Source organism: Enterobacter sp. Li2LvB3 (assembly GCF_056156645.1).
In genome coordinates, this window is record NZ_JBSICG010000013.1 from 21,442 (window position 1) to 36,442 (window position 15,001).

A 15,001-nucleotide genomic window follows, 5' to 3' on the forward strand; every position below is an offset into this window, starting at 1 on the left:
ATTTTGCGTGACAGGCTATGAGCATGGCCCCTATAGTGGATTTTTATCGATAAATATAAGGGCCAGTTCATGCTTCAAAGTAACGAATACTTTTCCGGTAAAGTGAAATCCATTGGTTTTACCAGCAGCAGCACTGGCCGCGCCAGTGTGGGCGTAATGGCTGAAGGGGAATACACCTTTGGCACGGCTGAAGCCGAAGAGATGACAGTGGTCAGCGGCGCGCTGAATGTATTACTGCCTGGTGAAACCGAGTGGAAAGTGTTTGCCGCAGGACAAGTATTCAACGTCCCTGGCCACAGCGAGTTCCATTTGCAGGTTGCTGAGCCTACGTCTTATCTGTGTCGCTACCTGAAATAAAAAAAAGCCGGGTGGCGCTACCGCTTACCCGGCCTGTGTTTTTGGCCTGTTACCTCTGCGCTTCTCCGCCGAGGCCTTCCACCAGACTCTGAATTAACGCTGCCAGTTCACCGGTCATCAGGATAAAGTCAGCATCAAAACGCTGGGCGTAATCTTCCCGGTCGATATCTTCGTTCTGGTCACGCAGTTCATCGCAGAATTTCAGACGTTTCACAGAGCCGTCATCGCACATGACAAACTGAATGCGCTGCTGCCAGTCAAGCGCCAGCTTGGTCACCAGTTTACCCGCTTCGATGTGGACCGCGATTTCATCGCATACCAGATCCTGTTTTTTCGCGCGGATCACGCCGCCATCTTCGAGGATCGCTTTTAATTCTGCTTCATCAAGCAGCTGGAACCCCTGAGGCGCCGCGCCGCTGCGCACCCATTCGGTCAGCGTCAGCTCGATAGGGTTTTCCATGGTCATAGGAACCACCGGCAGGGAGCCCAGGCTCTTACGCAGCAGGGCCAGCGTATCTTCCGCTTTTTTGGCGCTGGCGCAGTCAACCATGATCAGCCCGTTTACGGTGTCGATCCACATCATCGTCTGGCTAAAACGGCTAAAAGCGCGCGGTAGCAGAGAGTGCAGCACTTCGTCTTTCAGTGAATCTTTTTCGGTTTTTTTCAGCTTGCGGCCCTGTTCGGCTTCCAGCTTGAAGATCTTCGCTTCGAGTGCCTGCTTCACCACTGGTGAGGGCAGGATCTTCTCTTCTTTACGGGCGCAGACAATGATTTGACCCGTGCTGCTGGCGTGGGTCAGCGCGTCACTTTGTGAACCCATCGGAGGAACCCAACCGGTTTTTGCCATATCCTGGCTACCGCAAGGGGTAAAGGTGTAAGCGGCTAACTGTTTTTCCATCTCTTCAGCACGCAGCGAAACGTCGCGGCTAAGACGGTAAACCATCAAATTTTTGAACCACAGCATGATAATTTCCACGGCCTTGTCGTTAAATCAGCGGGCATGATAACGAATTGTCGCAGTGCTTGCATTGCTAATCGGGTAACCGGCTTCTACTCTGTTGATAATCAAAATAATGAGGAGTGTCTTGTGCGTATTGGGATTGATTTGGGCGGCACCAAAACCGAAGTCATCGCGCTGAGCGAACAGGGGGAGCAACTGTTTCGCCACCGTCTGCCTACGCCACGTGATGATTATCACCAGACCATTGAGACGATCGCGCGTCTGGTCGAGATGGCAGAGCAGGCGACAGGGCAAACCGGTACCGTGGGAATGGGCATTCCTGGCTCGATTTCGCCGTACACCGGCGTGGTGAAAAACGCTAACTCCACCTGGCTCAACGGCCAGCCTTTTGATAAAGACTTGAGCGCGCGCCTGAGCCGCGAAGTGCGTCTGGCGAATGATGCCAACTGTCTGGCAGTTTCGGAGGCCATCGATGGGGCTGCCGCAGGTGCCCAGACGGTATTTGCGGTGATCATCGGAACAGGGTGTGGCGCAGGGGTAGCCTTTAATGGCCGTTCCCACATTGGCGGTAACGGCACGGCAGGCGAATGGGGGCATAACCCTCTGCCATGGATGGACGAAGACGAGCTGAAATATCGCGCTGAAGTGCCGTGCTACTGCGGCAAACAAGGGTGTATCGAGACGTTTATCTCCGGCACCGGTTTTGCGAAGGACTATCATCGCCTCAGTGGGCAACCGCTGAAGGGCAACGAGATCATGTGCCTGGTTGAAGAGCACGATCCTGTGGCGGAACTGGCTCTGAGCCGCTACGAAATGCGGCTGGCGAAGTCACTGGCGCATGTTGTGAATATTCTCGACCCCGATGTGATTGTCCTGGGGGGAGGGATGAGCAATGTTGATCGTCTGTACGCCACGGTACCTGGTCTGGTGAAACAGTGGGTGTTCGGCGGCGAGTGTGAAACCCCGATCCGCAAAGCGGTGCACGGGGATTCCAGCGGCGTGCGCGGTGCGGCGTGGCTGTGGCCAGAATAAATTTTTTGTTATTAAGCGATCAAATAGCGTCATTAGAATAAACACGTTACAGCGGCGCCATGGTCCGGCTGAAAATCGCCGATGCGTTTCCTGTAGGCCGGGGCGAGGCGCATGGATGCGCCGAGAGGGCGCGACTTGCAGGGACGCTGCATCGCGCCCGACCCGAAAGCCGAAAGGAATAAGCTGAGGGCATCGCGAAGCGACGATTTTCTTGCCGGGAGCCCGGGTGGCCAGGGTGGTGGCGGTGAGCCACCCTGGCACGTTCACCGGTAATGTGGTAACAGAGTAGCAAGGAACATAAAGTGAACGGAATGACCACCTGAGCCGTATGTTCCCCTCAGCCCTGCGGGGTGAGGGCACCAGACCACACAGAATTACCCCACCATCACTCCACCGCAAACACCTTATCCAGCTTGCTGTACCCAAGCCCGTTAATCTTTTTCACCTTAATCTGCACCGGAATTCGCTCTTTCATCGCCTCAACGTGGCTAATCACACCGATGGTTTTTCCGGTCGCGTTCAGCGCATCCAGCGCATCCAGCGCGGTATCCAGCGTTTCACTATCCAGCGTGCCAAACCCTTCATCCAGGAACAGAGAGTCAATGCGTGTTTTATGACTGACCAGGTCAGAAAGCGCCAGCGCCAGCGCCAGGCTGACGAGGAAGCTTTCACCGCCGGACAGGGTGCGGGTATCGCGCACCGCGTCAGCCTGCCAGGTGTCAACCACTTCCAGCTCCAGCGCGTCGCTCGCTTTACGCTGGAGCAAATAGCGGCCGTGCAGGCGGTTAAGCTGCTGGTTGGCAAGCCAGACCAGATTATCCAGCGTCAGCCCTTGGGCAAATTTACGGAACCTGTCGCCGGTGCTGGAGCCTATCAGCGCGTTGAGATAACCCCAGTCTTCGGCAAGACGCGCGGCCTCATCGATTTGCTGCATCAATGCCTGCTGATGCAGACGGTTATCGCTGTCCTGCTTAAGCTGCTGGCGGATTTCACCCTGGTGAGTGGTATTGTCGCGTAACCTCTGCGCCAGCTGTTGCAGTTGTGCCTGCAAGCCAGGGACATCGCAGTCAGCCCCTTCCGGGCGCAGTTGCAGGTGTCCTTGCAGCTGATGATTCGCTTGCCCAAAGAGTGCTGTTGCCTGCTGATTCTGGTTTTCCAGCGTTTGTTTCAGTTGTTCAAGGCGAAGATACGTGTCGTTATCCAGAAGCGCGGACAGGAATGCCTCCTGATCGGCAAAAGTACTTGCTGCCAGTGCGGTTGCAAACTGAGTCTGCGACTGCTGCATACGCTCACTTTCCAGCCCTTCCTGCTGCTGGAGAGTTGCAAGCTGGCTTTGCAGGGAGACGCACTCATTGTGAATGTCGCGCCAGTTATCCGGGATAATAGTGTCGGCCTCTGCGCTATCAGCCTCAGGCAGCGTATCAAGCAGTGGCGTCAGGGCGTTAATACGCTCTTGTATGGCGCTGTGTCGGGTTTGATTTTCCTGCCAGCGCGATAATTCGTTTTCGCGCTCGGTCAGCCAGACTGCTTCAGCACCCTCTTCAGGCACGTTCAGTGACAGCGTGCTCAGCATATGTTCCAGCGTCTGGCGGGTTGCGGCCCACTGTTGCTGGTACTGCCGCTGCTGCTCTTCCTGCTCGTTGAGCTGCTTTTGCAGCGTCAGGCGCTGGCTCAACTGATAAAGCTGGCGCTCGTAGTGTTCCTGCTCGTTCATCCACGGGGTGATATCATCCTGAATATTCAGATGAATATTCAGCGTGCCGCACACCTCTTGCCACTCGTTAGTAAGTGATTGCTCTTCCTGAGATAAGGTTTGCGCCTCAGCTGTTTCGCGCTGGATCTGCTGGGTCAGGGCGTTAACCTGCCCCAGAACCAGCAAACCTTCCTCTTTCAGCGCCGCGACTTCTTTTGCCAGCTCGTCGCGGCGACGCTGGCTGGCACTGAGTTCCAGCGCCTGATATTCCGTTACCGCCGGATGCGTTGTTGAACCGCACAGCGGGCAAGGGTGCCCGGCCTGTAACTGGGCGCGTTCGGCTTCCAGACTTTTGATTTTCTCTTCTTGCCTGCAAAGCTGTTCGACATCCAGATAGTGCTGGTTTTTTTCCTTGTATTGCTGCCTGCGTAGCGCGAGGGTGTCATTGAGTGTCACCTGCTCAGCCTGGGCTTTTTGCACGCTTTCGCCATATTGTGCCAGGTGTTTTTGTAGTGGCTGATAGCGCGCGTGGAGTGTTGTCAGGCGCTGGCGTGCGGTGCGCGACTGGGCTTGCTGCTCCATCGCCACCGCAACCTCTTCGGTCGTCATCGTCAGGCTGCTTACCGGCAAACCGGCCAGCTTTTGACGCAGTTCCGCGAGGCGGGCGGTGAGTGCAACAAGCTGATGTTTATCACGACTCAACTGGGTGAAATGGGCACGCCATCCGGCAATTTCCTGGCCCCACTGGCGAAAACGCTCGTTCCCGGCAAGCCACTGGGCGAGCGTTGTCAGGTCAGTTTGCAGTTGTTCGCGAGTGCGTAACGCGCCGTTGCGCACTCGCGCCCGCTGTGCGTTTCTTGCCTGTAAGCGAGTATTTACTTCAACAATTTGCTGCTGTGTCTGCGCGAGGCGAGTGGTCTGCTCGCGCTGGCTCTCCCAGAGCGGACGCAGCGCAGCAGCAGGCTGCGCAAGCTGAAGTTTTGCCAGCTCCGGCCCGGCATCAGCCAGTGCCTGTTGTGCTTGCTGCTGCAAGGCCGTGGCACGCTGCTGTTCACGCAGCAGCTCATCATGACGCGTAAGCCACTGAAAGACTTGCTGTTGACTCTGCTGTTGCGCCAGCAGGGCTTTCTCTTCGTCAGTAAGTACCTGCAAACTTTGCTGCAGCTGTTGTTGCTGCTCTTCACTTAGGAGCACCACGCCAGCGGCCTGGGCCTCACACATCTCCAGGGCGCTACGGGCTGCCTTGTGTTGTTCAAAAACCCGTGCTGAAATCTGGCCGTAGATCTCAGTGCCGGTCAGCTCTTCCAGCAGTTCGGCGCGATCGCCGGGTTTCGCATTAAGAAAGGCAGCAAATTGCCCCTGAGAGAGCAGCATCGAGCGGGTAAAACGATCGTAATCCAGGCCCGTCAGGGCAGCGGTTTGTTCAAGCTTGTCCGTCACTTTATCGGCAAGGATTTTACCGTCTTCACAGCGCGCCAGCTCCACGCGCGGGGCCTGTAAGTTGCCGTCTGGCTGGTTACGCGCCCGGTTCTGGCTCCAGAAAGCGCGGTAAGCCGTGCCTTTTACTTCGAACTCTACTTCCGCCAGACACTCGGCGGTATCGCGCGTCATCAGGTCATTTTGCGCCTGAGAGACTTTTTGCAGGCGCGGCGTTTCGTGGTACAGCGCAAGGCAAATGGCATCCAGCAGCGTGGTTTTACCTGCCCCGGTGGCACCGGTAATTGCAAATAAACCGTTGCTGGCGAAAGGTTCAGCGGTAAAGTCGATTTTCCACTCACCCTTGAGTGAGTTGAGGTTTTTCAGACGCAGACTCAGGATTTTCATGCGTTCTCTTCCTCGTCATTCAGTGAGTGCAGTGTATGGGCGAACAGCTCGTTCAGCCTGGCGCGTTTTGCATCGTCCATTTCTTCCTGGGCCAACCGGCGTTCAAAAACCTCTTCGACCTTCAGCTCGCTCAGCGTTTCGCGCTGAGCGCTCAACAGGATTTTCTCGCGCTGTTCGCGGCTACGGCGCACCAGCAACACCTCGACGGGCAAATCTTCCGTTAAGGCCTGAATTTTACGCTGCATATCATGCAGATATTCATCGGTGGTGATTTCGATATCCAGCCAGACCGGCGGTTCTTGCGCCGCGCCACGCCACTGCTCAAGCTGAGTGGTGATGGCTGCCTGGTCGCCTTTGAGCACCGCGAGCGGTTGGGTGACCGGGACGTCCAGCGTATCGACGGCGCTGAGCTTGCCAGCGGTAAACGTCACCAGATGCACGGATTTGGCTTTGCCCGTCTCGTCAAAACTCAGGGAAATCGGGGAGCCGCAATAGCGAATATGTTCGCTACCGCCAATCATCTGCGCGCGGTGAATATGCCCCAGCGCGATGTAATCCGCAGGCGGGAAGTTTTGCGCCGGGAAAGCATCAAGCGTGCCGATATAAATGTCACGTACTGCGTCACTTTTGCTCGCCCCAACGGTAGTCAAATGTCCGGTGGCAATCACGGGGATCGCCTGTTCACCGCGAAGGGCGCAGGCTGCTTCATACTGCTGGTGGTAGTAGTCGGTTATGCTCTGCAACAGGTGCTGCTGCTTTTCACCGCCGGAAAGCCCGGCCTGACTCTGAACGATATCTCTCGGACGTAAAAAAGGCACCGGACACAGTACCGCACCCGGCGTCCCGTCGCGTTTTTTCAGGATCTGCGGGGCGTGCCCGGCGCTGGCGACGACCGTCGTGTTGAGGAACGCGAGAATATCGCGGGATTCATTCAGCGTTGCCACGGAGTCGTGGTTACCCGCAACAATCACCAGATGACAGCCGGTTTGCTGTAAGTTAACGACAAAACGGTTATACAGTTCGCGCGCATAGCTTGGCGGTTGCCCGGTATCAAAAATATCACCGGCAACGATGATGGCATCAACCTGGTGCAACTGAGCAGTTTCCAGCAGCCAGTTCAGGAAGGCTTCATGTTCTGCGGCGCGGCTTTTGCTGTAAAAATTTTGACCCAGATGCCAGTCCGAGGTGTGAAGTATGCGCATAACGGTTCCGTGGCAAAAAAATGAGGATAGGATTATAAACTTTCAGAGAACGGAAAATAACCGCTGTAATAAAACAACAGTTTGCCATTTATAGTGGTAATGTTTTTCATAAATCTGTCATAAATCTGACGCATAATGACGCCGCATTACAAACTTGTAACTTAAATAAGATAAGACAGGGCAAAGTATGGCGAGACGTATTCTGGTCGTAGAAGATGAAGCTCCGATCCGTGAAATGGTGTGCTTCGTGCTCGAACAAAATGGCTTTCAGCCGGTAGAAGCTGAAGATTATGACAGCGCGGTGAATCAACTTAACGAACCCTGGCCTGATTTGATTTTGCTTGACTGGATGCTGCCTGGCGGCTCGGGATTGCAGTTCATCAAACACATTAAACGTGAAGCGATGACCCGCGATATTCCGGTTGTCATGCTCACGGCGCGCGGTGAAGAAGAAGATCGTGTGCGCGGTCTGGAAACAGGCGCTGACGATTACATCACTAAACCATTCTCTCCTAAAGAACTGGTCGCCCGTATTAAAGCGGTGATGCGCCGTATTTCGCCGATGGCGGTGGAAGAGGTGATTGAGATGCAGGGCTTAAGTCTTGATCCAACGTCACACCGGGTGATGACCGGCGAAAACCCACTCGATATGGGGCCGACCGAATTCAAGTTATTGCATTTCTTTATGACTCACCCTGAGCGTGTCTATAGCCGTGAGCAGTTGCTGAATAACGTCTGGGGGACTAACGTCTATGTCGAAGACCGGACGGTTGATGTCCATATTCGCCGCTTGCGTAAAGCGCTGGAGCTGAGCGGCCACGATCGTATGGTGCAGACGGTCCGCGGCACGGGTTATCGTTTCTCGACCCGTTTCTGAACAATGACAGGAGTGTGACGCGTGCTGGAACGTCTGTCATGGAAAAGGCTCGTTTTTGAACTCATTCTTTGTTGTATCCCGGCCCTCATTCTGGGGGCATTCGTTGGACATTTGCCGTGGTTTTTACTGGCTGCGGTCACCGGGCTGCTAATTTGGCATTTCTGGAACTTACTGCGCCTTTCCTGGTGGCTGTGGGTTGACCGCAGTATGACGCCTCCGCCGGGAAGCGGAAGCTGGGAGCCGCTGCTCTACGGCCTGCATCAGATGCAGATGCGTAATAAAAAGCGCCGTCGTGAGCTGGGTAGCCTGATCAAACGTTTTCGCAGTGGCGCGGAGTCGCTGCCGGATGCGGTCATTCTGACCACCGAAGAAGGGACTATCTTCTGGTGTAATGGCCTGGCGCAACAGCTGCTTGGGCTGCGCTGGCCGGATGATAATGGCCAGAATATCCTTAACCTTCTGCGTTACCCTGAATTTACGCAGTATCTGAAAAAACGTGACTTCACCCGCCCGCATAATCTGAAACTGAACAATGGTCGTCACCTTGAGATCCGCGTGATGCCCTACAGCGACCAGCAGTGGTTAATGGTGGCGCGCGACGTAACGCAGATGCACCAGCTGGAAGGGGCGCGACGTAATTTCTTTGCCAACGTCAGCCACGAATTGCGCACGCCGTTAACGGTGCTGCAGGGCTATCTGGAGATGATGCAGGAGCAAACGCTGGAAGGGGCGCCACGCGAAAAAGCGCTGCATACCATGCGTGAGCAAACGCACCGGATGGAAGGGCTGGTGAAACAGCTTCTGACGTTATCGAAAATAGAGGCCGCCCCGACGCTTGCGTTGAATGACACTATCGACGTGCCGATGATGCTGCGCGTTGTAGAGCGCGAAGCGCAGACCTTGAGCCATAAAAAACATCAACTGACCTTTGAGGTTGATAATGGCCTGAAAGTACTGGGCAGCGAGGATGAGTTGCGTAGCGCCATTTCTAACCTGGTCTATAACGCGGTAAATCACACGCCAGAAGGGACGCATATTGTGGTGCGCTGGCAACATACCCCGACAGGTGCGGAGTTTAGCGTTGAGGACAACGGGCCAGGTATTTCGCCGGAACACCTGCCTCGCCTGACCGAACGCTTCTATCGTGTTGATAAAGCGCGCTCGCGCCAGACCGGAGGAAGCGGTCTGGGGTTGGCGATTGTGAAACATGCGGTCAATCATCATGAAAGTCGTCTCGATATTCAGAGCACGCTGGGGAAAGGAACTCGTTTCAGTTTCGTTATCCCGGAACGATTAATTGCCAAAAAAATCGCCTGACAACAGGCGTGTCATTTTTCCTTTCCACGGGCCAGCCATTGCTGGCCCGTTTGCTTTGCGGCCAAGTAAAACCTGAGTGAATTTTATACGCCCGATGCTTTTTTGTTCGCATGATTAGCCATGGGTTTTTCTTATAAATAGCGTATTGTGCTGGCCTGATTTTTCATACTGGCATATTGTTCTGGTTTCACGATCCCATCTTGCCTTTAAACGTTATAAGCGTTTAAATTGCCCCCCAGATACTGTCAGACCGACTGTATTTGCGTGGTAAATCGAAAAACTATTCTTCTCCACGCCAGGACGGGAGAATTTCCCGCTGAAATTGAGCAAGTTTTCCGCTGTATTGTCCCGTCAGGGATGGCGAAAATCTCAACGTTTTCAACACCACATCCACAGGCAGTAAGGTTTTATGACCCATCACTTAAAATCGCGTGACATCATCGCGCTGGGCTTTATGACATTTGCGCTGTTCGTTGGCGCAGGCAACATCATTTTCCCTCCAATGGTCGGCTTACAGGCGGGTGAACACGTCTGGACTGCTGCGTTTGGTTTCCTGATTACTGCCGTGGGTCTACCGGTACTGACCATCGTTGCGCTGGCGAAAGTCGGCGGCGGCGTTGATAGCCTCAGCACACCGATCGGTAAAGTGGCTGGCGTTCTGCTGGCGACGGTCTGCTATCTGGCTGTTGGCCCACTGTTTGCGACCCCGCGTACGGCAACGGTCTCTTTTGAAGTGGGGATTGCTCCGCTGACCGGCGACGGTGCGATGCCGCTGTTTATCTACAGCCTGGTGTACTTCGCGATTGTCATTCTGGTTTCTCTTTATCCGGGCAAGCTGCTGGATACCGTGGGGAACTTCCTGGCGCCAATGAAAATTGTGGCGCTGATCGTGCTGGCCGTTGCGGCTATCATCTGGCCGGCTGGCCCTATCAGCGATGCGATGGATGCCTATAAAAATGCGGCGTTCTCCAACGGTTTTGTGAACGGTTATCTGACCATGGATACGCTGGGCGCGATGGTGTTTGGTATCGTTATTGTGAACGCGGCGCGTTCCCGTGGCGTGACCGAAGCGCGTCTGCTGACCCGCTATACCATCTGGGCTGGCCTGATGGCCGGTGTGGGCCTGACGCTGCTGTATCTGGCGCTGTTCCGCCTGGGTTCAGATAGCGCTATGCTGGTTGAACAGAACGCGAACGGTGCGGCTATCCTTCATGCTTACGTGCAGCACACCTTCGGTGGTGCGGGCAGCATGTTGCTTGCGGTGCTGATTTTCCTGGCGTGTCTGGTGACGGCCGTTGGCCTGACCTGCGCGTGCGCTGAGTTCTTTGCTCAGTATCTGCCGCTCTCTTACCGCTCGCTGGTGTTTATTCTGGGCATTTTCTCAATGGCGGTATCGAATCTGGGGCTGAGCCACCTGATTCAGGTTTCCATTCCGGTGCTGACGGCCATTTATCCGCCGTGCATTGTGCTGGTGGTGTTGAGCTTTACTCGTCCGTGGTGGAATAATTCATCCCGAATTATTGCGCCGGCCATGTTTATCAGCCTTCTTTTTGGTATCCTTGACGGAATCAAAGCATCAGCATTCAGTGAAATGCTGCCAGCCTGGACACAGCGTCTGCCGCTGTCCGAACAGGGTCTGGCATGGCTGATGCCTACCGTTGTAGCGCTGGTTCTGGCCGTTATCTGGGACCGTGCAGCAGGGCGTCAGGTTACATCTAACGCGCATTAATCAACGGCAACAAACTGTTTAACCACGGGGCTTAAGGCCCCGTGGTTTTTTGTTTTTTTCGTGTTGAATGGCAAGATTTAAATGGAAAGTACTAACAAACTCAAACGTGGACTGAGCACCCGCCACATCCGCTTTATGGCACTTGGTTCAGCTATCGGTACGGGTCTTTTTTATGGCTCGGCAGATGCCATCAAAATGGCCGGTCCAAGCGTTCTGTTGGCCTACATCATTGGTGGCGTGGCGGCGTATATCATCATGCGAGCGCTGGGCGAAATGTCCGTGCATAACCCTTCTGCAAGTTCCTTTTCTCGTTACGCGCAAGATAACTTAGGCCCGCTGGCAGGCTACATCACCGGCTGGACATACTGTTTTGAGATCCTGATAGTGGCGATTGCCGATGTCACTGCCTTCGGCATTTACATGGGGGTCTGGTTCCCGACTGTACCGCACTGGATTTGGGTACTAAGCGTGGTGTTGATCATCTGCGCCATTAACCTGATGAGCGTGAAGGTGTTTGGTGAGCTGGAGTTCTGGTTCTCCTTCTTTAAAGTTGCCACCATTATCATCATGATTGCGGCCGGTTTTGGCATCATCATCTGGGGTATTGGTAACGGCGGTCAGCCAACCGGTATTCATAACCTGTGGAGCAACGGCGGCTTCTTTAGCAACGGCTGGCTCGGCATGGTGATGTCTTTGCAAATGGTGATGTTTGCGTACGGCGGTATTGAGATTATCGGCATCACCGCAGGTGAAGCGAAAGACCCGGAGAAATCCATCCCGCGTGCCATCAATTCAGTGCCGATGCGTATTCTGGTGTTCTACGTGGGTACGCTGTTTGTCATTATGTCTATTTACCCGTGGAACCAGGTGGGCACCGATGGTAGTCCGTTTGTCCTGACTTTCCAGCACCTGGGGATCACGTTTGCGGCCAGTATTCTGAACTTCGTGGTGCTGACGGCCTCGCTTTCTGCAATTAACAGCGATGTGTTTGGCGTGGGGCGTATGCTGCACGGAATGGCAGAGCAGGGCAGTGCACCAAAAGTCTTTGCGAAAACCTCTCGTCGCGGTATTCCGTGGGTGACGGTGATGGTTATGACCATTGCGCTGCTGTTTGCGGTATACCTCAACTACATCATGCCTGAGAACATTTTCCTGGTGATTGCATCGCTGGCGACCTTTGCGACCGTGTGGGTGTGGATTATGATCCTGCTGTCACAGATTGCGTTCCGTCGCCGTCTGCCGCCGGAAGAGGTGGAAGCACTAAAATTCAAAGTGCCGGGTGGTGTGGTTACTACCGTAGTTGGGCTGGTTTTCCTGGTCTTTATTATCGGACTGATTGGCTATCACCCGGATACCCGTATTTCCTTGTATGTGGGCTTTGCGTGGATTGTTCTGCTGCTGGCAGGCTGGATGTTTAAATGCCGCCGCGACCGCCAGTTGGCGCAAGCGCAGTAATCCCCTTTTCCCCTCACCCTGTGGGTTGAGGAATCCCCACAAAAATACGAGCACGGACGGCTCCCTCTCCTTTTTGGGGAGAGGGGTGGGGTGAGGGGGAACATACGGCTCAGGTGGTCATTCCGTTCACTTTACGTTCCTTGCTACTCTGTCACCACAATAGCGGTGAACGTGCCAGGGTAGCTCACCGCCGCTACCCTGGCGACCCGGGCTCCCGGCAAGAAAATCGCCGCTTCGCGGTGCCTTCGGCTTATTCCTTTCGGCTTTCGGGTCGGGCGCGATGCAGCGTCCATGCAAGTCGCGCCCTCTCGGCGCATCCATGCGCCTCGCCCCGGCCTACAGGAAATGCCTCAGCGATTTTCAGCCGGACCATGGAATTGCTGTAAGCCTTTTATTTCAATGGCGTAATGTCATCGCTGAGTAAAGATAAAATGACTGGGGAACCCTCAGCCCAAAAGGAGAGGGTGAAGGCATCAGGCTGCACTGATGCCTCCTCCCCCGTCCTCCTCCCCCAATAAACTGCATCATGATGAGCTAACCTTAACTACCCTGTGGCAAGGTGACGTCAATTTCATCAAAGGGGATTCGTGATGTTGAACGCCTGGCACCTTCCGGTTGCCCCATTTGTTAAGCAAAACAAAGACAACCTTGTGATTACGCTCTGGCTGGCGGGGGAAAATCAGCCCGACCGCGTGATGCTACGCGCTGAAGTGGATAACGAAGAAACCGCATTGACCATGCATAAGCAACGCAGCCAGCCGCAGCCCGGCGTGACGGCATGGCGCGCGAACATCGATCTCAACAGCGGGCAGCCGCGACGTCGCTACAGCTTTAAGCTGCTGTGGAATAACCGTCAGCTGTGGTTTACCCCGCAAGGCTTTAGCCGTTTTCCACCTGCGCGGCTGGAGCAATTCGCCGTCGATTACCCGGACCATGGCCCGCAGTGGGTCAACGATCAGGTCTTTTATCAAATCTTCCCTGACCGCTTTGCCCGCAGCCAGAAGCGCACGCCGCAGCAGGATAAGGTCTATTACCACCACGCCACAGGTCACGACATTATCTTTAAAGAGTGGGATGAGCCGCTTACAGCGCAGGCAGGGGGATCGACATTTTACGGTGGCGACCTGGACGGGATCAGCGAAAAGCTCCCGTATCTGAAAAAACTGGGCGTCACGGCGCTGTACCTTAACCCGGTCTTTAAAGCGCCAAGCGTTCACAAATACGATACCGAAGATTATCGCCACGTTGATGAGCAGTTTGGCGGTGATGCCGCGCTGCTGCGTCTGCGGGAAAACACGAAAAAAGAAGGAATGCGCCTGATTCTGGACGGCGTGTTCAACCACAGTGGGGATTCCCACGCCTGGTTTGATCGTCACAATCAGTCCATGGGCGGTGCGTGTCATAACCCGGATTCACCCCAGCGTGACTGGTACAGCTTTAGTGATGAAGGACGGGCTTTGGACTGGTTGGGCTATGCCAGCCTGCCTAAGCTCGATTTTCAGTCGCCAGTGCTTGTGAACGAGATCTACGGTGGTGATGACAGCATTGTGCGCCACTGGTTAAAGGCTCCGTGGAACATGGACGGCTGGCGTCTGGACGTGGTGCATATGCTGGGTGAAGCGGGTGGGGCACGTAACAATATTGAGCACGTTGCCGGGATCACCCGTTCAGCAAAAGTCGCCCAGCCGGAGGCGTTTGTCTTTGGTGAGCATTTTGGTGATGCGCGTCAGTGGCTTCATGCCGATGCCGAAGACGCGGCGATGAACTATCGCGGCTTTACTTTCCCGCTGTGGGGATTCCTTGCCAATACCGATATTTCTTACGATCCGCAACTTATCGACGCCGAAACCTGCATGGCGTGGATGGACAACTACCGCGCCAGTCTGTCTCACCAGCAGCAGCTGCGGATGTTCAACCAGCTGGATAGCCACGACACAGCACGTTTCAAGTCGCTGCTGGGCAAAGACGTGGCGCGTCTGCCGCTGGCGGTGACCTGGCTCTTCACCTGGCCTGGGATCCCGTGTATTTACTACGGTGATGAAGTGGGACTGGACGGCAACAACGATCCGTTCTGTCGCAAAACCTTCCCGTGGGATCCGGCAAAACAGGACGCGTCGCTGTTCAGCCTGTATCAGAGTATGGCGAAACTGCGTAAACAGAACCAGGCTTTACGCTACGGCGGATGCCAGGTGGTCTACGCGCATGATAACGTCGTGGTGTTTGCCCGGGTCTATAACCAGCAGCGCGTGCTGGTGGCCATTAACCGGGGTGAAGCCTGTGAAGTGGTGCTGGATGATTCCCCACTGCTCAGGGTGAAGGCATGGCAACTGAAAGAGGGTAAAGGCGACCTGCAAGAAGGGGTTTTGTCTCTGCCTGCGATTTCAGCCTGCGTTTGGTTTGGTAATTAATCCCCTTTTGCAACCGGTGTATTACGCCGGTTGCAGAATATTCCCCAAAGTCGTTCTGTTAAATTAAACAGAGCGGACAAATTTCTTTAATATCGTCTAAATCAATTCTCGCTATACTCAAATTGCTTTATCAGACAGGGCCCTTT

Annotated in this window: 11 protein-coding genes; 8 read left to right on the forward strand and 3 right to left on the reverse strand. The window is 54.7% G+C overall.

All coding sequences use genetic code 11. The features are described from left to right. Window positions 1–69 precede the first annotated feature (69 nt). Window positions 70–357, forward strand: coding sequence for a pyrimidine/purine nucleoside phosphorylase (gene ppnP, locus ACS603_RS12245; RefSeq protein ID WP_006176849.1), 288 nt, complete (start codon window positions 70–72; stop codon window positions 355–357). Window positions 358–406: 49 nt separating this feature from the next. Here ppnP and rdgC read toward each other — a convergent pair whose 3' ends face one another. Next, the gene (gene rdgC / locus ACS603_RS12250; RefSeq protein WP_182059793.1) at window positions 407–1,321 is read right to left on the reverse strand and encodes a recombination-associated protein RdgC; all 915 of its coding nucleotides are present in this window, start codon (window positions 1,319–1,321) and stop codon (window positions 407–409) included. A 123-nt stretch (window positions 1,322–1,444) separates the two neighbouring features. Between rdgC and mak the strand changes: the two genes are divergently transcribed. Together mak and ACS603_RS12260 are read left to right on the forward strand one after the other, a co-directional pair. Next, window positions 1,445–2,350, forward strand: a complete 906-nt coding sequence (mak, locus tag ACS603_RS12255) for a fructokinase (protein WP_474944362.1) — start codon at window positions 1,445–1,447, stop codon at window positions 2,348–2,350. A 111-nt stretch (window positions 2,351–2,461) separates the two neighbouring features. Next, on the forward strand, window positions 2,462–2,623 hold the full coding sequence (locus ACS603_RS12260; protein WP_182059795.1) for a hypothetical protein: 162 nt from the start codon (window positions 2,462–2,464) through the stop codon (window positions 2,621–2,623). Between the two features lie 112 nt (window positions 2,624–2,735). On the opposite strand, the gene sbcC is transcribed toward ACS603_RS12260, so the two are convergent. Together sbcC and sbcD are read right to left on the reverse strand one after the other, a co-directional pair. Then, complete coding sequence (gene sbcC, locus ACS603_RS12265; RefSeq protein WP_474944363.1) at window positions 2,736–5,867, reverse strand: exonuclease subunit SbcC; 3,132 nt, start codon at window positions 5,865–5,867, stop codon at window positions 2,736–2,738. Then, entirely contained in the window at window positions 5,864–7,069 is a 1,206-nt protein-coding gene (gene sbcD, locus ACS603_RS12270) for an exonuclease subunit SbcD (protein WP_474944364.1), read from the reverse strand. Before sbcD ends, sbcC begins: the two co-directional genes overlap by 4 nt. Window positions 7,070–7,256: 187 nt before the next feature. Here sbcD and phoB point away from each other — a divergent pair, with 187 nt between their 5' ends. From phoB to malZ, 5 genes are all read left to right on the forward strand, one after another. After that, entirely contained in the window at window positions 7,257–7,946 is a 690-nt protein-coding gene (gene phoB / locus ACS603_RS12275) for a phosphate response regulator transcription factor PhoB (RefSeq protein ID WP_003859122.1), read from the forward strand. 21 nt (window positions 7,947–7,967) lie between these two features. Next, window positions 7,968–9,263, forward strand: coding sequence for a phosphate regulon sensor histidine kinase PhoR (gene phoR / locus ACS603_RS12280; protein ID WP_315688003.1), 1,296 nt, complete (start codon window positions 7,968–7,970; stop codon window positions 9,261–9,263). Between the two features lie 409 nt (window positions 9,264–9,672). Then, entirely contained in the window at window positions 9,673–10,992 is a 1,320-nt protein-coding gene (brnQ, locus tag ACS603_RS12285) for a branched-chain amino acid transporter carrier protein BrnQ (RefSeq protein ID WP_182059799.1), read from the forward strand. 81 nt (window positions 10,993–11,073) lie between these two features. Further along, window positions 11,074–12,447, forward strand: coding sequence for a proline-specific permease ProY (gene proY / locus ACS603_RS12290; protein ID WP_315688004.1), 1,374 nt, complete (start codon window positions 11,074–11,076; stop codon window positions 12,445–12,447). A 590-nt stretch (window positions 12,448–13,037) separates the two neighbouring features. Continuing rightward, window positions 13,038–14,855, forward strand: a complete 1,818-nt coding sequence (malZ, locus tag ACS603_RS12295; protein ID WP_474944365.1) for a maltodextrin glucosidase — start codon at window positions 13,038–13,040, stop codon at window positions 14,853–14,855. Window positions 14,856–15,001: the final 146 nt, after the last annotated feature.